Source organism: Xanthomonas sp. NCPPB 3583 (assembly GCF_041475715.2).
Classification (GTDB): Bacteria; Pseudomonadota; Gammaproteobacteria; order Xanthomonadales; family Xanthomonadaceae; genus Xanthomonas; species Xanthomonas euvesicatoria.
In genome coordinates this window covers 2,964,800-2,987,705 of the sequence record NZ_CM191263.1, presented here as the reverse complement: position 1 = coordinate 2,987,705, position 22,906 = coordinate 2,964,800, and the positions used below count along the sequence as shown (strand labels likewise).

Sequence of the window (22,906 nt, the reverse complement as noted above, 5' to 3'; positions counted from 1 at the left end):
CCAGGGGATTGGCATGGCATTGACGAAAGCGGAGATGGCCGAACGTCTGTTCGACGAGGTCGGTCTGAACAAGCGTGAGGCAAAGGAATTTGTCGACGCGTTCTTCGATGTGCTGCGCGATGCGCTGGAGCAGGGCCGTCAGGTGAAGCTGTCGGGTTTCGGCAACTTCGATCTGCGGCGAAAGAACCAACGGCCCGGTCGCAATCCCAAGACCGGCGAAGAAATTCCGATCTCGGCACGGACGGTGGTGACGTTCCGCCCCGGCCAAAAACTCAAGGAACGGGTGGAGGCTTATGCTGGATCCGGGCAGTAATCGCGAGCTACCGCCGATCCCGGCCAAGCGCTATTTCACCATTGGTGAGGTCAGCGAGCTATGCGACGTCAAGCCGCATGTGCTGCGCTATTGGGAAACCGAGTTTCCCAGCCTGGAGCCGGTCAAGCGGCGCGGGAACCGGCGCTACTACCAGCGACATGACGTGCTGATGGTGCGTCAGATCCGCGGGTTGCTGTACGAACAGGGCTATACCATCGGCGGTGCGCGCTTGCGTCTGGAGGGCGATGGCGCCAAGAGCGAGTCGGCGCTGAGCAATCAGATCATCAAGCAGGTGCGGATGGAGCTGGAAGAAGTCCTGCAACTGCTGCGCCGCTAGGAAAACGTTTCACAAAGCCGCTATAATCGCAGGCCGCCCTCGCGGCGGAGCGCAGCATCTTCGGGGTATAGCGCAGCCTGGTAGCGCACTAGTCTGGGGGACTAGTGGTCGTCGGTTCGAATCCGGCTACCCCGACCAAATAACGAGCCCATGACGTCAGGTCATGGGCTTTTTTGTTGCGTCGCAACATTGCATTTTTGTGTCCGCGACGGCCTGGGCGAATACGCATATCGGCATATCGCGGTGCAGCATGAACGGCGCGCTAGCGCCCGCTTTTTGCGGTCCGGTTCGCTATGGACTTGGATCACGCAATGATGCTAAGTGTCCGAAAACACTCCGAAACATTTTCTCCAGATTCAAACGTGGATCACGGTTCGTTAACGCGATATCGACGAACTTGAATCAATAGGCCAACGCTGTCAAAAAAATGGCGTGCGGTCTCTTGCGGTGCGATTTTTCTGTGCCATAGTGCAGTGCAACACGCCTTACCTGTCGTGATCCCGATGTCCCGGGATGAATCCTCTGTCGTACGTTCGTGCTGGCGTGTTTGGCCGGTTGAATGCTGCGCGAGCTCCTGTCCCACCCAACCGAGGCAGCCAGCCACACGCATGAAGAAACTGATCGGACGATTTTGCCAAGCGCTCAGCCTGGCGTTGATCTGCTCGATAACACTGGGCGCTTGCAGCACCGGTAAGGACATGGCGACCTCGTTGCCACTGCCTGACCCGCTCGCAATGTCCGCAGTGCAGCCCGAGTATCGGCTCTCGCCAGGCGACCTGCTGCTGGTCAAGGTGTTCCAGATCGACGATCTGGAACGGCAGGTCCGTATCGATCAGAACGGCCACATTTCGTTGCCGCTCATTGGCGACGTAAATGCGGCCGGCATGGGCGTCGGCGAGCTGGAAAAGATGGTGGCCGACCGGTACCGCAACGGCTACCTGCAAAATCCGCAGGTGTCGGTGTTCGTGCAGGAATCCAACGGCCGTCGCGTCACCGTGACCGGAGCGGTCGACGAGCCGGGCATTTATCCGGTGATCGGGGCCAACCTGACCTTGCAGCAAGCCATCGCGCAGGCCAAGGGCGTGAGCACGGTCGCCAGCCGCGGCAATGTCATCGTGTTCCGCATGGTCAATGGGCAAAAGATGCTCGCGCGGTTCGACCTGACCGAAATCGAGAAGGGAACCAACCCCGATCCTGAGATTTACGGCGGCGACATCGTGGTGGTGTACCGCTCGGATGCGCGCGTGTGGTTGCGCACCATGCTGGAACTGACTCCTCTTGTGATGGTGTGGCGCGCTTACCGATGAGCATGAATTCCGACAATCGTTCCTCTTCGTCGCAGCGTCACGGGCATCTCGAACTCGCCGATGTGGGGTTGCTCGACTACTGGCGCGCCCTGGTGTCGCAGCGTTGGTTGATTATCGCAATCGCACTGGGCGCATTGCTGCTGGCGCTGGCCATCACGCTGCTGATGCCGGAGAAGTACCGCGCGACCAGCACGCTGCAGATCGAACGCGATTCGCTGAACGTGGTGAACGTCGACAACCTGATGCCGGTGGAGTCGCCGCAGGATCGCGATTTCTACCAGACCCAGTATCAGCTGCTGCAGAGCCGTTCACTGGCACGTGCAGTGATCCGCGAAGCCAAGCTCGACAAGGAGCCGGCGTTCAAGGACCAGGTGGACGAGGCACTGGAGAAGGCCGCAGCGAAGAATCCCGAAGCAGGCAAATCGGTTGATTCGCGTCAGGCGATCATCGAGCGCAGCCTCACCGATACGTTGCTGGCCGGCCTGGTGGTCGAACCCATCCTCAATTCGCGCCTGGTCTACGTCAACTACGATTCGCCGGACCCCGTGCTGTCGGCCAAGATCGCCAACACTTACGCGAAGATGTTCATCATCAGTACGCAGGAACGCCGCATGAAGGCGTCCTCGTTCGCGACCAAGTTCCTTGCCGAGCGACTGGAGCAGTTGCGCAGCAAGGTCGAAGATTCGGAGAAGTCGCTGGTCGCATACTCCACCGACGAGCAGATTGTGTCGGTGGGCGACGACAAGCCCTCGTTGCCGGCGCAGAACCTGACCGATCTCAACGCCTTGCTGGCTTCTGCGCAGGACGCCCGTATCAAGGCCGAGGCCGCCTGGCGTCAGGCATCCAGTGGCGATGGCATGTCGTTGCCTCAGGTGCTCAGCAGTCCGTTGATCCAGAGCCTGCGGAGCGAGCAGGTGCGTCTCACCACCGAGTACCAGCAGAAGCTGTCGACCTTCAAGCCGGACTACCCGGAAATGCAGCGTCTGAAGGCGCAAATCGAAGAGTCGCGCCGGCAGATCAATGGCGAGGTCATCAACGTGCGCCAGTCGCTGAAGGCGACCTACGATGCGTCGGTGCATCAGGAGCAGTTGCTCAACGAGCGCATCGCCGGCTTGCGGAACAACGAGCTGGATCTGCAGAGCCGCAGCATTCGTTACAACATGCTCAAGCGCGACGTCGACACCAACCGTCAGCTCTACGATGCGCTGCTTCAGCGCTACAAGGAAATCGGTGTGGCGGGCAATGTCGGCGCCAACAACGTGACCATCGTCGATACCGCAGATGTGCCTACGTCGAAGACTTCGCCGAAACTGAAATTGAACCTCGCGTTGGGCCTGATCTTTGGCGTATTCCTAGGTTTGGCCGTGGCTCTGGTGCGGTACTTCCTGCGCGTCAATGTGCAGGAAACGCGGCCGAACTGACATCGTGATGTTGCAAAACGATGGTTAATTAAAGTGACAACTGATTCAGCGTGGAAAAGGTGGGATCCCGTATGTTTCGGGCTCCTTCGTTTGAAAGTTTGTCTCTGTTGAAACAAAGGGCTGTCGAGTGATCTGGGGTCGGTAGGTTCTACCGCGGTGATCGCTTGGCGGAGATGATTGAAAGCTCGCGTGCGATTCGTATGTTCCCCCGCATGCGTCGTATCGAGTTTGGAGGACATCCCCATGCTTTTGGCAGACTTGAGTAGCGCGACTTACACGACTTCCTCGCCGCGATTGTTGTCCAAATATTCGGCTGCGGCCGATCTGGTTCTGCGCGTCTTCGACCTGACCATGGTTGTGGTGTCCGGTCTGGTCGCTTATCGCATCGTGTTTGGCTCCTGGGTGCCGGCCGCGCCGTATCGGCTGGCGATCGCCACCACGCTGCTGTACTCGGTGATCTGCTTTGCGTTGTTCCCGTTGTACCGCAGCTGGCGCGGCCGTGGACTGTTGAGCGAACTGATGGTGCTGGGCGGCGCATTCGGCGGTGTGTTCGCGCTGTTTGCCGTGCATGCGCTGATCGTGCAGGTGGGCGAGCAGGTGTCGCGCGGTTGGATCGGCTTGTGGTTCGTCGGTGGCCTGGCCTCGCTGGTGGCGGCACGCACGGTGCTGCGCGGCTTCCTCAACCATCTGCGTACCCAGGGCGTGGACGTGCAACGCGTGGTGGTGGTGGGACTGCGTCACCCGGTGATGAAAATCAACCACTACCTGAGCCGTAACTCGTGGGTCGGCATGAACCTGGTCGGTTATTTTCGCACTCCTTACGACATTGCTGTGACCGAACAGCGTCAGTCATTGCCGTGCCTGGGCGAGCCGGACGCGTTGATCGATTATCTGAAGGAAAACCAGGTCGAGCAGGTGTGGATCTCGCTGCCGCTGGGCGAACGCGACCACATCAAGCAGCTGTTGCAGCGCCTGGATCGTTACCCGATCAACGTCAAGCTGGTGCCTGACCTGTTCGATTTCGGTCTGCTCAATCAGTCTGGCGAACAGATCGGCAACGTGCCGGTGATCAATCTGCGCCAGGGCGGGGTGGACCGCGACAATTATTTCGTGGTGGCCAAGGCGTTGCAGGACAAGATCCTGGCCGTGATCGCGCTGCTTGGCCTGTGGCCGCTGATGGCCGCCATTGCCGTGGGCGTCAAGTTGAGCTCGCCCGGCCCGGTGTTCTTCCGCCAGCGCCGTCATGGCCTGGGTGGCCGCGAGTTCTACATGTTCAAGTTCCGCTCGATGCGTGTGCACGACGACCATGGCACGACGATCCAGCAGGCGACCAAGAATGACGCACGTATTACCCGTTTCGGTGCATTCCTGCGTCGTAGCAGCTTGGACGAATTGCCGCAGATCTTCAACGTGCTGGGTGGCAGCATGTCGATCGTCGGGCCGCGCCCGCACGCTGCGCAGCACAACACGCACTACGAAAAGCTGATCAACCACTACATGCAGCGTCACTACGTCAAGCCTGGCATCACCGGTTGGGCGCAGGTGAACGGCTTCCGTGGCGAAACCCCGGAACTGCGGACGATGAAGAAGCGTATCCAGTACGACCTCGATTACATCCGCCGTTGGTCGTTGTGGCTGGACATCCGCATCATCGTGCTGACCGCTGTGCGCGTGCTCGGACAGAAGACCGCGTACTGATGATGGTGGGGAGCGTGCGAGCAGGCGCGTTCGGCGCCGCGGGCGGCTGCATTGCAGCCGCTCCTTTCAAGCGGGCATCTGCATGCTGATTCGAATGAGCGAGGAAACTCGCGTGCGCTGGCATAACCTGCTGATCGAGCTCACGTTGCTGGTCGGCGTGGGCTATAACCTGGTGCTGGCGTTCATCAACGCGAACGTGTTCACCGTGCGACCGGTAATCACCTACGCGGTCGAATTCATGGTCTACGCGGCGTGCTTCCTGCTTGGCATGGGTTCGTTGAGCCGCAAGCGCATTGCCCTGATCGTCAGCGGGCTCGGGTTGATCGTCACGCTGATGTTCGTGCGGTTTTTGGTGAACTGGCAGATCGACCCCAAGTTCTTCCGCGACGCGCTGGTGGTGTTCGCCTTCGTCGTGCTTGGCTCTGCCTACACGGGCTCGGTGCCCAAGCTGTTCATCCGCATGACCATCATCGTCTCACTGGTTGCCGCATTCGAGCTGGCGATGCCAGTCAAATACGGCGATCTGATTAATCCGAAGAGCTTCTTCGTCAACGCGCGCGGCATGAGCGCCGAAGGCTTTTGGAACGAAGACAGTAATCTGTTCGTCAGCGCAACACGGCCGGGCGAGCGTAACTTCCTGCCGGGTTCCAATCTGCCGCGCGCCTCTTCGATGTTCATCGAGCCGGTGACGATGGGTAATTACATCTGCTTCTTCACCGCGATCGTGCTGGTGTTCTGGCGTTGGATGCGACCGGCGGCGCTGATCCTGTCGGTGGGGTTGATCGGTTTCATGATCGTGGCCTCAGACGGACGATTGGCGGCGGGTACCTGTGTCTTGATGGTGCTGCTGACGCCGCTATTGAAACGGTTGGATCAGCGGCTGGCCTTCCTGGTGTTCCTGCTGGTGATCATGAGCGCATGGCTGCTGGTCTGGGTCACGGGCATCACCGCATACCAGGACACCACGATGGGGCGCGTGTTCTTCACCGTTTATTCGATGAATAACCTGTCGTTCGAATCCTGGATGGGGCTGGATTTTGCGCAGGCGTATCGTTACTTCGATAGTGGCATTTCGTACTTCATCGCATCGCAATCGATCGTGGGCGTGCTGGCCTTCCTGCTGGCCTATTCGTTCCTGCTGCTGATGCCGAGCAAGGAAGGGCAGCTGTTCAAGAACCTGGCGATCTTTGCGTTCGCCTTGAGCCTGCTTGTCTCCAACGGTTACTTCTCGATCAAGACATCGGCATTGTGGTGGTTTGTCTGCGGTTGCATGTGGCACATGCTGCCGACCTGGTCTGCGTCCGACGCGCAAACCGCCTTGATCAAGGACGATCCAACGGCAGATGGCGCGCAGTTGCCATTGCCTGCGGGAGCAGCACGATGAGCGTGTCGGCAATGCCGGCATCGCCGTCGGCTTTGCCGGCCGCCGACGCGCAGGTTGCAACAGGCGGTCGCGTCCGCGACCCGCGCATCGACGCCACCAAGGCCATTGCGATCCTGTTGGTGGTGTTCTGTCATGCCAAGGGCGTCCCACATGGCATGACCTTGTTCGCCTATAGCTTCCATGTGCCGCTGTTTTTCCTGGTATCAGGCTGGTTGGCAGCGGGTTATGCGTCGACCACGACTGGGCTGGACAGGCGCTCAGTCGGCAGGCATGTACGCAGCTTGCTGCTGCCGTACGTCACCTTCTATCTGCTTGGCTATGCCTATTGGCTATTGACCCGCAATATCGGCGAAAAGGCTGCGCGCTGGGGAAGTCACCCGTGGTGGGAGCCGATCGTGTCGATGTTCACCGGCATCGGCCCGGACCTGTATGTGCAGCCTCCGCTGTGGTTCTTGCCCGTCATGTTGGTGACCGTGGTGAGTTACACGGTCTTGCGCCGCCTGCTGGCGCCGATCCTGATCGCGGGGCTGGCATTGATCGTGGCGTGGTTCTGGATGAACTGGTTCCCGACACAGCACGTGCGGATTTTTTTCGGTTTGGATGTGCTACCGGTGTCGCTGTGCTTTTACGCATTGGGCGCCTTGCTGATCCACGTTTCGCCACGCCTGCCGACATCCTTGGCCGGCAGCGCCCTGGCGACGGTCGTGTTGGGATTGGCGGTGGCCTGGCTGGCTGTCGCCAATGGGCGAATCGACGTCAACATGCTCGAATTCGGACGTAACCACGCGCTGTTCCTGGTTAGCGCGTTGCTTGGTTCGTTGATGGTGATCTGCGCGGCGCGGCTGGTACAGAGCTGGGCGTGGCTGCAGTGGATCGGCCGCAATACCTTGCTGATTCTTTGTACGCATATGTTGGTGTTCTTCGTGCTCTCCGGTGTTGCTGCCTTGGCTGGTGGATTCGGTGGGGCGCGTCCGGGGCTGGGTTGGGCGGTCTTTGTCACGCTGTTCGCATTGGCCGCCAGCGTGCCGCTACGTTGGATCCTGATGCGCTTCGCCCCGTGGGCGCTGGGTGCGCGCCGGGTGGCGGCATGAGCGGCGCCTTGGCATGACAGGCACATCCTCGTCACCGCACGCTGCGCGTGCGCATCACTCGGCGGACGCCAGAACGGCACCTGCGCCGACGCGTGACTGGCAGATCGACGCCGCCAAAGCGTTGGCCATCGCGCTGGTGGTGCTGGGCCATGCCAGCGGCATGCCGCCAGCGTACAAGCTGTTCGCCTACAGCTTCCATGTGCCGTTGTTTTTTGTGTTGTCGGGTTGGGTTGGCGAGCGATTCGGGCATCGGGCATTGACGGGGGCATCCGTCGCGAAGCTGGCGCGCACGCTGCTGGTGCCGTATCTCGCTTTTTTCATGGTGGCCTATGCGCTGTGGTTGTTGACTGCTGCGATCGATGGGCATGCAGGTCATCCGCAGATACGCCCGTGGTGGCACCCGCTGACGGGATTGCTGTGGGCCAACGGGTCACGCCTGTATGTGCTTCCGGCGCTGTGGTTTCTGCCAGCGCTCTTTGTCACGACGCTGGCCTACATTGCGTTGCGTGCGCGATTGAGTGCGGCCGCAGTGGCGGCGATCAGCCTGCCGATCGCGTTGGCGTGGGCGGGCTGGTTCCCTTCGCTGCAGCAGCGCTTGCCGCTCGCGCTGGATGTGCTGCCGGTGGCGCTGTTTTTCATTGCAGTCGGCGGTTGGCTATCGCGCTTTGCCGATGCGTTGCGATCATTGCGCGCGCAGGTGTGGGCGCTTGCCTTGTTGCCGTTGGCTGCACTGTGGTGGTGGCTGGCGGGATGGAACGGGCAGGTGGACGTGAACAACCTGCAGTTCGGGCAGTCGGCGGCCGTCTTCCTGCTGGCCAGTCTGCTCGGGACGGCGATGACGTTTTGCGTCGCTTATTTCATTCGGCGTCTGCGCTGGGTGCAATGGATCGGTAGCAATACCTTGCTGATTCTGTGCACGCATACCCTGGTTTTCTTGGTGGCCACCAGCGTGGTGGCGCGTACGGGCCTGATCGCACGTAGCGCAATCGGTACACCTGCCTGGGCGTTGGGGCTGAGCGCGTTCGCGATTGCTGTCAGCGTGCCGATGCGCGCGGTGCTGGTGCCGGTCGCACCGTGGATGTTGGGGTTGAAACGCAAATGACGAGTTTTCAGAATCAGCCGTCGCAGCAACTGAGTGCGCGCCGCTGGCAAAGGAGAGTGGCGTAATGAAAGTGGTGCATGTCGTCCGCCAATTCCATCCTTCGATCGGGGGCATGGAAGAGGTCGTTCTCAATGTTGCCCGCCAACATCAGGCCACGAGCGCCGATACGGTCGAGGTCGTGACGCTGGATCGTGTGTTCACCGATCCCGGTGCGCGGCTTGCGGCGCAGGACACGCACCAAGGGCTGCCGATCCGGCGGATTGGCTATCGCGGCTCGTCGCGCTACCCGCTGGCGCCCTCGGTGCTCGGCGCGATTCGTTCGGCCGACGTTGTGCATCTGCATGGCATCGACTTTTTTTACGACTATCTGGCATTGACCAAGCCGCTGCACGGCAAGCCGATGGTGGTGTCCACGCACGGCGGTTTTTTCCATACCGCCTACGCATCGCGCATGAAGCAGCTGTGGTTCCAGACGCTCACGCGCACCTCGGCGCTGGCCTATGCACGGGTGATCGCCACCAGCGAAAACGATGGCGATCTGTTCGCCAGGGTGGTGGCACCGGCGCGGCTGCGGGTGATCGAAAACGGGGTGGATGTAGAAAAATATGCAGGGCAGGGAGCGACCGCGCCCGGCCGGACCATGCTGTATTTCGGCCGGTGGTCGGTCAACAAGGGGCTGATCGAAACCCTGGAGCTGTTGCAGGCAGCGCTCAAGCGCGACCCGCACTGGCGGCTGATCATTGCCGGCCGCGAGTACGATCTGAACGAAGCGGATCTGCGCAAGGCAATTGCCCAACGCGGGCTGCAGGAGAAGGTGCAGCTGAGCATGTCGCCCTCGCAGGAGCAATTGCGCGCATTGATGCAGCAGGCGCAGTTCTTCGTGTGCCTGTCGCGGCATGAAGGCTTTGGTATCGCGGCAGTGGAGGCAATGAGTGCGGGCTTGATTCCGATCCTCAGCGATATCCCGCCATTCGTGCGGCTCGCCAGCGAATCGGGGCAGGGCGTGATCGTCAGCCGCGACAGAATCGAAGCGGCGGCAGATCAGGTGCAGGCGCTTGCGTTGCAGTCCGACAGCGATTTCGACACCCGTCGCGCGGTGTCCATGGCCTATGTGAGCCGCTATGACTGGAAGCATGTGGTCGGGCGCTACGTCGACGAATACCACGATGCGTTGGGCATTCCGCGCGTGCAGGAGGCTGTGCGATGAGCGCGCTTGCTCCTGCGTCAATGACGCATGCGGCAACGCAGCCGCAGGTGACGGTGCTGTTTTCCACTGAAAAGCCCAATGCCAACACTAACCCGTACCTGACCCAGCTCTACGACGCGCTGCCTGCCGCAGTGCATCCGCGCTTCTTTTCGATGCGCGATGCATTGCTGTCGCGTTACGACGTGTTGCATCTTCATTGGCCCGAATACCTGCTGCGCCATCCGACCGCTGCCGGCACGTTGGCCAAGCAGGCCTGCGCTGCGTTGTTGTTGCTCAAGCTGCAGCTGACCGGCACGCCGGTGGTGCGCACCTTGCACAATCTTGCGCCTCATGAGGACCGCGGCTGGCGCGAACGTAGCCTGCTGCGCTGGATCGACCGGCTGACGCGGCGCTGGATTCGCATCAATGCGACCACGCCGCCACGTCCGCCGTTCACCGATACGATTCTGCACGGCCATTATCGCGACTGGTTCGCGACCATGGAGCAGGGCAACACGGTGCCCGGACGGCTGCTGCACTTCGGTCTGATCCGCCCGTACAAAGGCGTGGAAACCTTGATCGAGGTCATGCGCGAGGTCGACGATGCGCGTCTCAACCTGCGTATCGTCGGCAACCCGGCCACGCCGCAGATGCGCAGCTTGGTGGAGGACGCCTGCGCGCAGGATCCGCGGATCAGCGCATTGCTGGCCTACGTGGAAGAGCCGGTGCTGGCGCGCGAAGTCAGCGCGGCCGAACTGGTGGTGTTGCCGTATCGGCAGATGCATAACTCCGGCACCTTGCTGCTGGCGTTGTCGCTGGCGCGCCCGGTGCTGGCGCCGTGGAGCGAATCCAACGCGGCCATCGCCGAGGAAGTCGGCCCCGGTTGGGTGTTCCTGTATAAAGGCGAGTTCGATGCCGCGCTGCTGACCGGCATGCTGGACAAGGTGCGTGCTGCGCCACGCGGCCCGGCACCGGATCTGTCGCAGCGCGACTGGCCGCGGATCGGGCAGTTGCATTACCGCACCTATCTGGAAGCGTTGGGCAAGGATGGAGACGCCGCGCTGTGACCGCAGAGACACCTACGATGACATCTTCCACACCGCCGCCACCGCCACAGCGCAGCCTGGGGTCGCGCGCTGCCGGCGGCGCAGCGGTGACCATGCTGGGGCAGTCGGCCAAGATGGTGGTGCAGTTCGGCGGCATCATCCTGTTGGCGCGCTTGCTGACGCCCTACGACTACGGTCTGATGGCGATGGTGACCGCCATCGTCGGCGCCGCCGAGATCCTGCGCGATTTCGGTCTGTCGGCCGCGGCTGTGCAAGCCAAGCAAGTGAGCCGCGAGCAGCGCGACAACCTGTTCTGGATCAACAGCGGCATTGGCCTGCTGCTGTCGCTGGTGGTGTTCGCCTCGGCGCATCTGATTGCGAACTTCTACAAGGAGCCGGCCCTGGTGACGATTTCCCAGGCGCTGGCGGTCACCTTCCTGATCAACGGCATGACCACGCAGTACCGCGCGCATCTGAGCCGCGGGCTGCGCTTCGGGCAGGTGGCGCTGAGCGATGTGGGCTCGCAGGTGCTCGGTCTGGGCGCAGCGGTTGCTGCTGCGCTGCTGGGCTGGGGCTACTGGGCGCTGGTGGTACAGCAGGTGGTGCAGGCCGGCGTCAATTTCATCATCGCCGCCAGCTGCGCGCGCTGGTTGCCGGGTGGCTACCAGCGTTCTGCACCGATGCGCGATTTCATGAGTTTCGGCTGGAACCTGATGGCGGCGCAGTTGCTGGGGTATGCCAGTCGCAACGTGGGCCAGGTCATCATCGGTTGGCGGACCGGACCGGACGCGCTGGGCTTGTACAACCGCGCATTCCAGTTGTTGATGATGCCGTTGAACCAGATCAATGCGCCTGCCACCAGCGTGGCGCTGCCGGTGTTGTCGCAGCTGCAGGACGACCGCGAGCGCTTCAGTGCCTTTCTGTTGCGCGGGCAGACCGTGATGGTGCACCTGATCTTTGCGCTGTTTGCGTTCGCCTGCGCGCTGGCGATGCCGCTGATTGTGCTGGTGCTGGGCGAGCAGTGGCGTGAGGCGGTGCCGCTGTTCCAGGTGCTGACACTGGGCGGTATCTTCCAGACGGCCGCTTATGCAACGTATTGGGTGTTCCTTGCGCGGGGACTGATGCGCGCGCAGCTGGTGTATTCGCTGGTCAGTCGCGTCCTGCTGATTGCCTGCATCTTCGTCGGCTCGCGCTGGGGCGCAATGGGGGTGGCGATCGGCTATTCGTTCGGTCTGTTGTTGACCTGGCCGCTGTCGCTGCTGTGGATCGGCAAGATTTCAGACGCGCCGGTCGGAGCCCTGTTCACCAATGCGCTGCGCGCCATGGTCGCCTACGGCGTGGCAGGTGGCTGTGCGTATTACGCCTCCATGACGGTTGGCGGCCCGCTGTGGGAGCAACTGGCTGTCGGCGCAGTGACGATGCTTGCCGTTTGCCTGCTTGCCTTGGCGATCTGGCCTGCATTCCGTCGCGATGTGATTGCCATCATCAACATCCGCAAGCTGCTGACGCAGGCCAAGGCACGTCGATGAGTCGACATTGTCTTCGCCTGCAGTCGGTCATGCTTTCTCTCACTCATTCATAGGACACGGCCCATGAGCGACACACCCGCCGCCGCTTCCGGCATCCGCCGGCCTTGCTATCTGGTCTTGTCCGCCCACGATTACCGCACGCCGCGGCGCGCCAATATCCACTTCATCACCGATCAACTGGCGTTGCGCGGGACCACGCGGTTCTTCTCGCTGCGTTACAGCCGGTTGTCGCGCATGAAGGGCGATATGCGGCTGCCGCTCGACGAAACCGCGAACAAGGTCGTCTCGCACAAGGGCGTCGACTGCTACCTGTGGCGCACGACGGTGCATCCGTTCAATACGCGTCGTCCATGGTTGCGGTCGGTCGAGGATGCGATGTTCCGTTGGTATGCTGCGCATCCGCCGCGCCAGTTGCTCGACTGGATGCGCGAGGCGGATGTGATCGTGTTCGAAAGCGGCATTGCGGTCGCTTTCATCGAGCTGGCCAAGCGCGTCAATCCTGCAGCCAAGCTGGTCTATCGCGCGTCGGACGGATTGAGCACGATCAATGTTGCGTCGTATATCGAGCGCGAGTTCGACCGCGTGGCGCCCAAGCTCGATGTGATTGCACTGGTATCGCCGGCAATGGCAGAGGAGATCGCCAGCCGCGACAATGTCTATCACGTTGGCCATGGCGTGGATCACAACCTGGATCAACTCGGCGACCCGTCGCCGTACGGGGAGGGCATCCACGCAGTGGCGGTCGGTTCGATGTTGTTCGATCCCGAATTCTTCGTCGTTGCCAGCAAGGCGTTCCCGCAGGTGACGTTTCATGTGATCGGTTCGGGCATGGGCCGGCATCCGGGCTACGGCGATAACGTGGTGGTCTATGGCGAGATGAAACACGCCGAGACCATTGGCTATATCAAGCACGCGCGGTTCGGGATTGCGCCGTATGCTTCCGAGCAAGTGCCGGTCTACCTGGCCGACAGTTCGATGAAGTTGCTGCAATACGACTTTTTCGGCTTGCCTGCGGTGTGCCCGAACGCCGTGGTGGGGCCGTATCAGTCGCGTTTCGGCTACACTCCGGGGAACGCCGATTCTGTCGTTGCAGCAATCGGCCGCGCCCTGGAAGCACCGCGCGTGCGTTATCGCCAGTGCCTGAATTGGTCCGACACCACCGATCGCGTGCTGGATCCCAGTGCGTATCCGGAAACCCGTTTGTATCCACAGCAAAGCGCAGCGGTGCATGCCTCGTCGGAGGCTGCGCTCTCGCATTGATGCGCGCACATTTTTTCTTTAGGAGACTCACACGTTATGGCCAACGCCTTGCTGCAGAAATGGATAGAACATGCAGAACGTCGTGCGCTGTTCTGGTGGCAGCCCAAGAACGCTGGCGTGAATATGGGAGATCACCTGTCCAAGGTGATCGTCTCCTGCGTGCTGTCCCTGCAGGACAAGACGCTGATCGAGAAGCAGGATCTGAGCAAGAAGCTGATCGCGATCGGTTCGGTACTGCACTTCGCCAAAGACGGCGATACCGTCTGGGGTAGTGGCATCAACGGCAAGATTCCTGCCGAGCGCAACACCTTCAGTACGCTCGATGTCCGTGCAGTGCGTGGGCCGAAGACGCGCAAGTTTCTGCTCGATCGCGGCATCGCAGTGCCGGAAGTGTATGGCGATCCCGGGCTGCTGACGCCGATGTTCTTCCCGGCCGATGCGCTCGGTACGATCAACAAGCGCCCGTTCGCCATCGTTCCGCACTTCAACGAGCCGGTTGAAAAGTACAGCGCGTACAAGGATCACTTGGTCTTTCCCAACGTCAAGCCCGCAACCTTCATGAGCGCGTTGCTTGGCGCCGAGTTGGTGATCAGCAGCTCGCTCCACGGCTTGATCCTTGCCGAAGCCTATGGCATCCCGGCGGTGTATCTGGATTGGGGCAATGGCGAAGATCGCTTCAAGTACGACGACTACTACAACGGCACCGGGCGTATGCAATGGCATTCCGGCAACAGCGTGGAGGAGTGTCTGCAACTGGGCGGCAACGGCGATTTCGATCTGGAAAAGCTGCAGGCCGGGCTGTTGGCTGCCTTCCCTTACGACCTTTGGTGATTCGATGATGCAGGGCCAGCGCGTGGATGTGGAAACAACGGGGATTGCCAGCGGAACCACGCCGCCGGGTGTGGTGATTCCGTTGGGCGGCTTTCCGGTCCTGTCCACCACGCAGGAAGCCTTTGCGTTGGATCTATTCCACGCGCTGGCCGCCCGTCAGCCGCGACGGGTGTTCTTTGCCAATACCAATTTCATCGTGCAATGCCAGGCGCTGCGGACGCGCATGCGCGAGCCCAGCGTGCGCATCGTCAACGACGGGATCGGCATGGATCTGGCTGCGCGGCTGATCCACGGCCGCCGCTTTGCCGGCAACCTCAATGGCACCGACCTGATTCCGTATCTGTGCCGTGAGAGTGCGCAACCGCTGAAATTCTTTCTGCTGGGCGGCCGTCCGGGTGTGGGCAAGACCGCTGCGGCGACGCTGACCGGGACCTTGGGGCAGCAGGTGGTCGGCATGTGCGATGGTTATGGCGAATTTGCGGCGGCGGGCGAGGGCCTGGCCGAGCGCATCAATCGTTCCGGTGCCAATGTGCTGCTGGTGGCGTTCGGCAATCCGCTGCAGGAGCGCTGGATCCTGGACCACAGCCATGTGCTGAGCGTGCCGCTGGTGTTCGGGGTGGGCGCATTGCTCGATTTCTTGTCCGGTACCGCAAAGCGTGCGCCCGAGTGGGTGCGAGGCCTGCACATGGAGTGGATGTATCGGCTGCTCAACGAGCCACGCCGTTTGCTCAAGCGCTATAGCTGGGATTTGTTGGTGTTCTTCCGCACCTGCTTGCGCGCGGGAAAGCAGCTGCCCTGATGCAGCGCAGGCGTGTCTGGCCTAGCATGCCTGCATGCACCCGACCGCCGCCGCCCTGATCCGCTCGCTGGACCTCGCCCCGCATCCGGAAGGCGGGCACTACCGCCGCATCCATGCCTCTGCGCGCCAGGTGACCGACAACGGCCAGACCCGCCCGGCAATGACCGCCATCCGTTTTTTGCTGAGTGCCGGCGAATGCAGTGCGTGGCACCGCGTGGATGCGGAAGAAACCTGGCATTGGCAGCTGGGCGATGCCTTGGAACTGCTGATCTATGACACCTGTACCGAACAAGTGCAGCGTGTGATCGTGGATGCCGCCGAACGCGGCGAGCCGATGCATGTGGTGCCGGCAGGCTGCTGGCAAGCGGCGCGCTCGCTCGGCGATTTCACCCTGGTGGGCTGCACGGTATCGCCGGGATTCGTCTGGGAAGGCTTTGCGTTGCTCGACAAGGCCTCGCCGCTGGCCGCACGCCTGGCGACGCTGCTGCCACGCTGATCATCGACCGCGCTTGCGCGTCCGAACGCTTCCCTAACGCGGCTGCTGCCGGCTTGGCGTACTGTCCGCCTCAAACAGGGGGCAAGACACCATGCAACGCAAGGTCGCGGGATGGGGAATGGGTTTGATGCTGGTGTCGCTGCTGGCGACCGCCGGGGAAGCCGTGCCGCCCAAGGTGGCGACGCCGGCACCAGCAGTGGTGGATCTGGAGGCCATGGTCGTGCGCGGCGTGCAGCCCGGGCCGGGCTTGTGGAAGGTCAGTAAGGGCGATCATGTGTTGTGGATCCTGGGTACCTTGTCGCCCTTGCCGAAGCGGCTGCAGTGGCAGTCGACCGAAGTGGAAACCATCATCGGCCAGTCCCAGCAGGTGCTGGCAGCGCCAACCGTGCAGGTGGATGCGGACATGGGATTCTTCGGCAAGCTGACCTTGCTGCCGTCGGCCATGAAAGCGATGAAGAACGAAGACGGGCGCGAGCTGCGCGACATCTTGCCGGCCGACCTGTATGCGCGCTGGAGCGTGTCCAAGGCGCGCTATCTCGGCAGCGACCGCGGCGTTGAGCGCAAACGCCCGATGCTGGCTGCCGGCGAGTTGTATCAGGCGGCGATCAAGCGCTCCGGCCTGGCCCGTTCGCCGGTGGTTTGGCCAGTGGTGGAACGCGCTGCCAAGCGTGCCGGCATCAAACCCACACCGACCGCGCTGGACTACAAGATCAAGGACCCGCGCCAGGCGCTCAAGGAATTCCGTGCCGGCGGAATGGACGATACCGCATGTTTCCGCAGCATTCTGGTGGCCGTGGAGCGCGACCTGCCGACGATGGTGGAGCGCGCCAATGCCTGGTCGGTGGGCGATGTCGAGGCCTTGCGTCGGCTGCCGCGCGAAGACCCGCAGGCCGCCTGCATGGACGCAATGGCCAGCTCCGGTGCTGCAAGGAAACGCGGCATCGACGATCTGGAACGGCGCATGCGCGAGCATTGGCTGGGTATCGCCACCGCTGCGCTGCAACGCAATCGCAGCACGTTCGCGGTGTTGCCGATCAGCCGGTTGACCGCGCCGGATGGCTATCTGGCACGCCTGCAAGCGCTGGGCTATGAGGTGGAAGCGCCTTGAGGCGATGTCGCCGCGTGCGCCTGGCGCGTCATGCCGAGCACGAGCACAGCAGTTGGCAGAGACGCAATGGATGCGGCAGGCGGCTGTTGCGCGGCGTGCCTCGCGGTGCATGCGCTTAAAGGTGTATCGGCATGCACGGCGGTGGGCCTACCGATGCGGCCACGGTATGCTGCGCGCCTTCATGTTTTGAGAGCTCCGCGTTGAACGCATTGCCGCTGCGCATCCTGGGCACCGGGCGCCATGTTCCGGCGACGGAAGTGACATCGCGCCAGTTGGACGAGCGCTGGCAGTTGCCGGCCGGAACCACGTTCGCGCGTCTGGGCGTGGAGACGCGCCATTACGTGGGCAAGGGCGAGACCGCATCGTCGATGGGGGCAGCCGCTGCACAGCAGGCCTTGGCCAGCGCCGGGCTCGATGCCAGTCGGATCGATTGCCTGATCTCCGCCTGCAGCGTCATGGAGCAGCCGATTCCCTGCCAGGCGGTGCTGATCCAGCGCGCGCTCGGCCTCGGCGATTCGGGCATCCCCGCATTCGACGTCAATGCAACCTGCCTCAGTTTTCTGGTGGCCCTGGACATGGCGGCCAACGCACTGGCGCTGGGTCGCTACGAGCGCGTGCTGATCGTCTCCAGCGAAGTCGCATCGGCCGGGCTGGATGCGGCGACGCCGGCCACGGCCGGCTTGTTCGGCGATGGCGCAGCCGCAGTGGTCGTTGGACGCAGCGAAGCGGAGCAGGGCTCGGCGTTGCTTTCCAGCCGCCTAGCGAGTTATGGCAGTGGCGCCGAGCTGTGCCGCATTCGCGGCGGTGGCACGCGTTACCCGCATGGCGAAGACAGCGCGCCCGATGCCTCGCGCGTGTTCTGCATGGACGGACGCGGCGCCTACCGTTTCGCCGCGCGGCATCTGCCGGCGTTCTGGGAACAGCTGCTGCACGAGGCCGGCACCGCCACCGCAGCCTTGCGTTGCCTGGTACCGCACCAGGCTTCCGGCGGCGGCCTGGATCATGTGGTGCAGACCTTGGGACTGCGCCCCGAACAGGTGGTGCGCATCCTGCAACACACGGGTAACCAGGTCGCCGCGTCGTTGCCGCATGCGCTGCATCATGCACGCGTCGACCTGGGCCTGCAGCGTGGCGATCTGGTCGCGCTGCTCGGCACCGGGGCAGGGCTTGCCATCGGCGGCATGGTGTTGCGTTACTGATGCCGGTCCGCGTGTCGCTCGAGCTGCTGCGCGTGGGCCACTGCCGCCATTGCGAACGCATGGTGCGTGCAGATGGTCACTGGCATGCGGTGGAATTCCCCGCACTGAGCGTGCTGATCCGGCATCCGCAGCGTGGCGCGCTGTTGTACGACACCGGCTATGCCGCGCATTTTTTTCGTGCCACCGATCCCTGGCCGGAGCGCCTGTACCGCTGGACCACGCCAGTCAGCTTGCCCGCCGACCAAACCCTGGGCGCGCAGTTGAACAAACGTGGCGTATCGCTGGATGACATCGCCTGGTGCCTGATTTCGCACTTCCACGCCGACCATGTCGGCGGCCTGCGCGATCTGCCCAATGCGCGCTTTCTCTGCCTGCGCGCGGATTACCAGCAGCTGCGCAGCTGTTCGCGCATGGGTGGGTTGCGCCGCGCCTTGCTGCCGCAGCTGCTGCCGGACGACTTCGACCAGCGGCTGCAGTTTGCCGACCGGGCACCGCAGCGCGCGTTGACTGGAGCCTGGCAGGAGCTCGGCCCGGCCTACGATCTGTTCGAGGACGGCAGCGTGCTCGCGGTATCGCTACCCGGGCACGTGCCCGGCCAGATGGGACTGTGGGTACGCGACCAGCACGACCGCGAGGTGTTGCTGTGTGCGGACGCGGTATGGTCCTCGGCCACCTGGGCCACGCTGCAATGGCCGGCCTGGCCCACGCGTCTGCTGATGCACGACTGGCACGCATTCCAGCACACCGTGCATCGCTTGCACGCCTTGTCGCACGCCCATCCGGAACTGGTCATCCTGCCTTCGCATTGCCAGCCGAGTCTTGACCGATATCAACCGGAGTGGCGATGAGCCTGCGCATTCTCGTGACCGGCGCGTCCGGTTTTGTCGGTGGTGCATTCTTGCGGCGCTTTCAGGGGCAGCCGGGCGTCGAGATTCACGGTATCGGCCGCCGCGCCAGCGACCTGCCCAACTACCATCGCATCGATCTGAGCCAGGCCTTCTCGCTGGACTGGCAACCGGATGTGGTGATTCATGCAGCTGCGTTGGCCTCGCCGTGGGGCACGCGTGCGCAGTTTCAGCGGCACAATGTCCAGGCCACCGCCAACCTCATCGACTTCTGCAAGCGCAACGGCTGCCCGCGCCTGCTATATGTCTCCTCCAGTTCGGTGTTCTATCGCGAAGCGCATCAATACGGCCTGGATGAAGACAGCCCGATCGGCCCGGCGTTCGTCAATACATACGCACAAACCAAATATCTTGGCGAGACGTTGCTGGATGACTATCCCGGGGAAAAGAGCGTGTTGCGCCCGCGTGCGGTGTTCGGGCCCGGCGACACGGTGCTGTTTCCGCGCGTGATCGCCGCCGCGCGCAAGGGTGCATTGCCGCGTTTCGTCGGCCAGACCCAGCCGGTGATCGGCGACCTGATCTATATCGATACGCTGTGCGATTACCTGTACCGCGCGGCCACCGCGCCGCAGTTGCAGGCTGCTTACAATCTCACCAACGCACACCCGGTGGACCTGCAGCAGTTGTTGTTGGAGGTGCTGGCGCGCCTGCAGCTGCCGTTGCCACGGCGCGAGGTGCGCATCGGCACCGCATTGCGCATGGCCAGCGTGGTGGAAGCGGTGTATCGCGGGCTGCGGCTGCGGGGCGAGCCGCCGATCACGCGCTTCGGCGTTGGCGTGTTCGCATATTCCAAGACCTTCGATCCGCGCCGCACGCTTGCCGATCTGGGCCCGCCCAGCGTCGGCCTGGACGAGGGCGTGGACGCCTTCGTGCGCTGGCAGGCAGCGCAGTGGACCTGATCGTTCCCATCCTGGCGGCGTTGTATCTGGCCGTGCTGCTGGTCAAGACGGCGGCCGTGCTGTGGGTGATGCGTGGCGAACGTGCGAGGCCGGCGCGCCGTGCCGTTGCCACGCCGGCCGAGGTGGCGATCCTGCAGCCTATTCTTGGTGGCGATGCGCATTTGCAGGAGGTGCTTGTTGCCAACGCGCAGGCATTGCCGCAGGCGCAGTTCGTCTGGTTGCTGGATGCCGACGATGGCCCGGGAAACGCCGCTGCCGCTGCTGTCGTTGCGCAATATCCGCAGCTGCGGATCGCGCGCATTCTCGTGCCCGCGGCGCCACCAGGCATCAACCCCAAGGCCTGGAAACTCGATTACGCGCTGCCGCACATCGATGCGCCTGTCAGCCTGATTCTCGACGACGATGCGCACCTCGGCGGCCATGCGCTGTCGCAGCTGTTGTCGGACCTCACGCATGCCGATGTGGTCACCGCACTGCCGTATTACCGCGACAGCGCCACGCTGGCCGGGCGCCTGTTGGCGCAGTTCGTCAACAACAATGCCGCGCTCACGTACTTGGGCTGGCTGCCATTCGCAGCGCCGCTGACCATCAATGGCATGTGCTATGCCGCGCGCACCGAACAGCTGCGCAGCTGGGGTGGATTTACTGCATTGCTGGAGCAGCTGACCGACGATCTGGCCTTCGCCACCCTGGTGCGCGACCGCGGCGGGCGGCTCTGGCAATCCACTGCGCCGGTGGCGATGCGTACCGCCATGCCCGACCTGCGTGGCTATGTGCGCCAGATGCATCGCTGGATGCTGTTCGCATCGATCCTGCTAGGCCGTCAACGCCTGCACGTACGCAGTGCCATCGGCGTGTTGCAGGGGCTGCCGCCGTTGCTGCTGGTGGCCATGCTGGTCTGCGCTTGCGTGCAGCACACCTGGCCGGCTGCACTCTGCGTGTTGATTGTCTTGCTGGTGCGCGCGCTGCTGCTGTGCGCTGTGCAATGGCGCGTCACCGGCGCCGTTCGCCACCGCCTGCTGGTGTCGCTATGCGCCGAATGCCTGCAGCCGCTGCATCTGCTGCACGCAGCGCTGGTGCGCACGATCCGCTGGCGCACGCGGCGTTACCGCGTGCTACCGAATGGGTGCTTTCGTGCGGAGTGAGTCGGTGCCGCTGCAGATCGCCTTCCTCACCGGGCAAAGCGATCCGGCAAGCTGCGCCTTGAGTGCGGAGCAGGGCGCATTTCTGCAACAGCTGCAGGGCGCAGGCCGGCAGCTGCTGGATTGCAATTACCCGTACCACCGCAACGGCGCGCCGCACCGGCGTACGCCGTTGTGGCGTGCCTGCCTCTCCAATGCACGGCAGTATCTTGCGGCCCGACATGCCCGCCTTGCCGAAGCCGATCGCAAGCGTGTCCATGCGCTGCTGGATCAGGCGCCGATGACGCTGCTTCTTGCCGGCAGCTGCGGACTGCAGCTGTTGACCGCATTGCAGTTGCCGGATGCGCTGCGTGCACGCCTGGCGGTTTTTGCGTACGGCCCAGTGTGTCATGCGCCCTCAGTGTTCGGCCAGCTGCGCGTGGTACAGGGCCGCAGCGACTGGATCTCTCGAACACTGTTCGATGGGCAGGTCGATGCCAGACCTGCGTGCGGACACATGGCGTACCTGCGCAACGCCGAGGTGCTTGCCGAGTGCCAGCGCTTTGTCGCGCAGATCGAACGAATGCGACAGGGCGCAGCGCATGCGCATTGATCTGATCGCACCGCCCTACAGCGGCCATCTGCATCCCATCCTGGCGATCGCGCAACAGCTCACCGCGCAGCACGATGTCTGCGTCATCAGCACGCCTGCTGCGCGGGCGCGCATCGAGGCATGTGGGCTCGCCGCTGCCAGCGTGCTGGATGCGCATGCCGATCGCTTGCTGCTTTCCATCGCCAACCCGCCGCATGCAGTGGGCCACAACCCCGTGCGCCTGCGTCGGCAGTTGCACAGCGCACTCGGGCTCATGGCGCAGCTCGGCGAAGCGCTGCAGCAGCGCTGGCACGCGCGGCGGCCGGATCTGGTGATCGTCGACTTCACCCTGCCCAGCGCAGGACTGGCCGCACAGACGATGGGCATTGCCTGGTGGACCAGCATGCCGTCTCCATGCGTGATCGAAACCACGGATGGGCCGCCCGCATACTTTGGCGGGTTGCTGCCTGCGACCACACCCTTGCAGCGTGTCTGGCATGCAGCGGCACGCCGGCTCACACGTGGCTTCAAACGGACCCTGCACCTTTGCTATCGGCGCCAGATGCGCGCGTGCGGGTTGCCGGCAATCTATCGCCGCGATCGCAGCGAGGCGGTGTATTCGCCGCAGTGCATCCTGGCCCTGGGAGTTCCGTCGTTCGAGCTGGCGCAACGCTGGCCGACGGCAGTGCGCTTTGTCGGGCCGCAGTTGTGCACGCCGCCTTCGTCGGTGCCGGCGCCCACCTTCGTCGACGGTCGCCGGCATGTGCTGGTGACGCTGGGCACGCATCTGCAATGGGTCAAGCAGCGCATGGATGGCGTGTTGCGTGCGCTGGCGCCGCAGTTCCCGGAGGTGGTCTTCCATTTCAGCGACGGCGACACCGGCGCTTCGCCGCAGCCGGGGCAGGGCAACTATCAGCGGCTGCCCTATGTGGATTACGCCCAGCACCTGCACCGCTACGCCTTGGTGATCCATCACGGCGGCGCCGGCATTCTCTACGCCTGCCTCGCCGCGGGATTGCCGGCCATCGTCTACCCGCTGGATTACGACCAGTTCGATCACGCCGCGCGCCTGCAGGTGGCAGGTGCTGCCTGGTGGTTGCGCGATCTGGATGGCTTGCCGGCGTTGCTGCGTCAGGCGCTCGGCGCCGGCGAGGTGCCACATGGCGTGCGTCGCCTGCAGGCGGCGCTACAACTGATCCAATCGCAGGCGCGCATCGCGCAGCTGGTGGAGGGTTTCGCGCGTACTGGCGCGGTGCCGCCGGTGTAATGCGGCACGCGCCAC

23 protein-coding genes and 1 tRNA gene are annotated in these 22,906 nt (G+C 63.2%); 23 read left to right on the top strand and 1 reads right to left on the bottom strand.

From position 1 onward, the window contains the following. The first annotated feature begins 13 nt into the window (after positions 1 to 13). The 3 genes from ACCQ07_RS13090 (at position 14) to ACCQ07_RS13080 (ending at position 788) form a co-directional block, all read left to right on the top strand. Positions 14 to 313 carry an integration host factor subunit alpha gene (locus ACCQ07_RS13090; RefSeq protein WP_002811076.1) on the top strand — a complete coding sequence of 100 codons (300 nt, stop codon included), beginning with the start codon at positions 14 to 16 and terminating at the stop codon, positions 311 to 313. Then, a complete protein-coding gene (locus ACCQ07_RS13085; protein ID WP_005995911.1) occupies positions 294 to 650 on the top strand; it encodes a MerR family transcriptional regulator in 357 nt (118 codons plus the stop codon). The genes ACCQ07_RS13090 and ACCQ07_RS13085 overlap by 20 nt, the downstream gene beginning before the upstream one ends. 61 nt (positions 651 to 711) lie before the next feature. Further along, positions 712 to 788, top strand: a tRNA-Pro gene (locus ACCQ07_RS13080). Positions 789 to 1,017: 229 nt separating this feature from the next. Here the strand turns inward: ACCQ07_RS13080 and ACCQ07_RS13075 are convergent. Beyond that, the gene (locus ACCQ07_RS13075) at positions 1,018 to 1,350 is read right to left on the bottom strand and encodes a hypothetical protein (protein WP_165794859.1); all 333 of its coding nucleotides are present in this window, start codon (positions 1,348 to 1,350) and stop codon (positions 1,018 to 1,020) included. Between ACCQ07_RS13075 and ACCQ07_RS13070 the strand changes: the two genes are divergently transcribed. The 20 genes from ACCQ07_RS13070 to ACCQ07_RS12975 all read left to right on the top strand — a co-directional run bounded on the left by ACCQ07_RS13070 (position 1,259) and on the right by ACCQ07_RS12975 (position 22,891). Then, the gene (locus ACCQ07_RS13070; RefSeq protein ID WP_005914015.1) at positions 1,259 to 1,957 is read left to right on the top strand and encodes a polysaccharide biosynthesis/export family protein; all 699 of its coding nucleotides are present in this window, start codon (positions 1,259 to 1,261) and stop codon (positions 1,955 to 1,957) included. The genes ACCQ07_RS13075 and ACCQ07_RS13070 overlap by 92 nt on opposite strands. Then, positions 1,939 to 3,378 (top strand): GumC family protein, encoded by a 1,440-nt coding sequence (locus ACCQ07_RS13065; protein WP_029819711.1) that lies wholly within the window; start codon positions 1,939 to 1,941, stop codon positions 3,376 to 3,378. The genes ACCQ07_RS13070 and ACCQ07_RS13065 overlap by 19 nt, the downstream gene beginning before the upstream one ends. Before the next feature lie 243 nt (positions 3,379 to 3,621). After that, on the top strand, positions 3,622 to 5,076 hold the full coding sequence (locus tag ACCQ07_RS13060) for an undecaprenyl-phosphate glucose phosphotransferase (protein ID WP_005920304.1): 1,455 nt from the start codon (positions 3,622 to 3,624) through the stop codon (positions 5,074 to 5,076). A 94-nt stretch (positions 5,077 to 5,170) separates the two neighbouring features. Continuing rightward, positions 5,171 to 6,460, top strand: coding sequence for a hypothetical protein (locus ACCQ07_RS13055; RefSeq protein WP_050541577.1), 1,290 nt, complete (start codon positions 5,171 to 5,173; stop codon positions 6,458 to 6,460). Then, positions 6,457 to 7,551, top strand: a complete 1,095-nt coding sequence (locus ACCQ07_RS13050) for an acyltransferase family protein (RefSeq protein WP_372363380.1) — start codon at positions 6,457 to 6,459, stop codon at positions 7,549 to 7,551. Before ACCQ07_RS13055 ends, ACCQ07_RS13050 begins: the two co-directional genes overlap by 4 nt. Positions 7,552 to 7,564: 13 nt before the next feature. Further along, positions 7,565 to 8,653 (top strand): acyltransferase family protein, encoded by a 1,089-nt coding sequence (locus tag ACCQ07_RS13045; RefSeq protein WP_057682185.1) that lies wholly within the window; start codon positions 7,565 to 7,567, stop codon positions 8,651 to 8,653. A gap of 64 nt (positions 8,654 to 8,717) precedes the next feature. Beyond that, positions 8,718 to 9,860 carry a glycosyltransferase family 4 protein gene (locus ACCQ07_RS13040; RefSeq protein WP_057682176.1) on the top strand — a complete coding sequence of 381 codons (1,143 nt, stop codon included), beginning with the start codon at positions 8,718 to 8,720 and terminating at the stop codon, positions 9,858 to 9,860. Then, complete coding sequence (locus tag ACCQ07_RS13035) at positions 9,857 to 10,906, top strand: glycosyltransferase (protein ID WP_011347897.1); 1,050 nt, start codon at positions 9,857 to 9,859, stop codon at positions 10,904 to 10,906. The genes ACCQ07_RS13040 and ACCQ07_RS13035 overlap by 4 nt, the downstream gene beginning before the upstream one ends. A 17-nt stretch (positions 10,907 to 10,923) precedes the next feature. Continuing rightward, positions 10,924 to 12,414 (top strand): lipopolysaccharide biosynthesis protein, encoded by a 1,491-nt coding sequence (locus ACCQ07_RS13030; RefSeq protein WP_014090474.1) that lies wholly within the window; start codon positions 10,924 to 10,926, stop codon positions 12,412 to 12,414. Positions 12,415 to 12,477: 63 nt separating this feature from the next. Further along, positions 12,478 to 13,674, top strand: a complete 1,197-nt coding sequence (locus ACCQ07_RS13025; protein ID WP_011347895.1) for a GumK N-terminal domain-containing glycosyltransferase — start codon at positions 12,478 to 12,480, stop codon at positions 13,672 to 13,674. A 36-nt stretch (positions 13,675 to 13,710) separates the two neighbouring features. After that, positions 13,711 to 14,505: a polysaccharide pyruvyl transferase family protein gene (locus ACCQ07_RS13020; RefSeq protein WP_014090472.1), complete on the top strand. Its 795-nt coding sequence runs from the start codon at positions 13,711 to 13,713 to the stop codon at positions 14,503 to 14,505. A gap of 4 nt (positions 14,506 to 14,509) precedes the next feature. Next, positions 14,510 to 15,304, top strand: coding sequence for a WecB/TagA/CpsF family glycosyltransferase (locus ACCQ07_RS13015; protein WP_057682174.1), 795 nt, complete (start codon positions 14,510 to 14,512; stop codon positions 15,302 to 15,304). Positions 15,305 to 15,338: 34 nt separating this feature from the next. After that, positions 15,339 to 15,800, top strand: coding sequence for a cupin domain-containing protein (locus ACCQ07_RS13010; RefSeq protein WP_008574552.1), 462 nt, complete (start codon positions 15,339 to 15,341; stop codon positions 15,798 to 15,800). A gap of 91 nt (positions 15,801 to 15,891) precedes the next feature. Then, positions 15,892 to 16,908 (top strand): TraB/GumN family protein, encoded by a 1,017-nt coding sequence (locus ACCQ07_RS13005; RefSeq protein ID WP_057682173.1) that lies wholly within the window; start codon positions 15,892 to 15,894, stop codon positions 16,906 to 16,908. Positions 16,909 to 17,108: 200 nt separating this feature from the next. Beyond that, positions 17,109 to 18,107 carry a 3-oxoacyl-[acyl-carrier-protein] synthase III C-terminal domain-containing protein gene (locus ACCQ07_RS13000; RefSeq protein WP_029819702.1) on the top strand — a complete coding sequence of 333 codons (999 nt, stop codon included), beginning with the start codon at positions 17,109 to 17,111 and terminating at the stop codon, positions 18,105 to 18,107. Continuing rightward, positions 18,107 to 18,955: an MBL fold metallo-hydrolase gene (locus ACCQ07_RS12995; RefSeq protein WP_122272632.1), complete on the top strand. Its 849-nt coding sequence runs from the start codon at positions 18,107 to 18,109 to the stop codon at positions 18,953 to 18,955. The genes ACCQ07_RS13000 and ACCQ07_RS12995 overlap by 1 nt, the downstream gene beginning before the upstream one ends. Beyond that, a complete protein-coding gene (locus ACCQ07_RS12990) occupies positions 18,952 to 19,911 on the top strand; it encodes an NAD-dependent epimerase/dehydratase family protein (RefSeq protein ID WP_008574543.1) in 960 nt (319 codons plus the stop codon). Before ACCQ07_RS12995 ends, ACCQ07_RS12990 begins: the two co-directional genes overlap by 4 nt. Beyond that, a complete protein-coding gene (locus tag ACCQ07_RS12985; RefSeq protein ID WP_046931934.1) occupies positions 19,902 to 21,056 on the top strand; it encodes a glycosyltransferase in 1,155 nt (384 codons plus the stop codon). The genes ACCQ07_RS12990 and ACCQ07_RS12985 overlap by 10 nt, the downstream gene beginning before the upstream one ends. Further along, positions 21,034 to 21,645, top strand: a complete 612-nt coding sequence (locus tag ACCQ07_RS12980) for a hypothetical protein (RefSeq protein WP_008571392.1) — start codon at positions 21,034 to 21,036, stop codon at positions 21,643 to 21,645. Before ACCQ07_RS12985 ends, ACCQ07_RS12980 begins: the two co-directional genes overlap by 23 nt. After that, positions 21,635 to 22,891, top strand: coding sequence for a glycosyltransferase (locus ACCQ07_RS12975; RefSeq protein WP_372356277.1), 1,257 nt, complete (start codon positions 21,635 to 21,637; stop codon positions 22,889 to 22,891). Before ACCQ07_RS12980 ends, ACCQ07_RS12975 begins: the two co-directional genes overlap by 11 nt. Positions 22,892 to 22,906 lie beyond the last annotated feature (15 nt).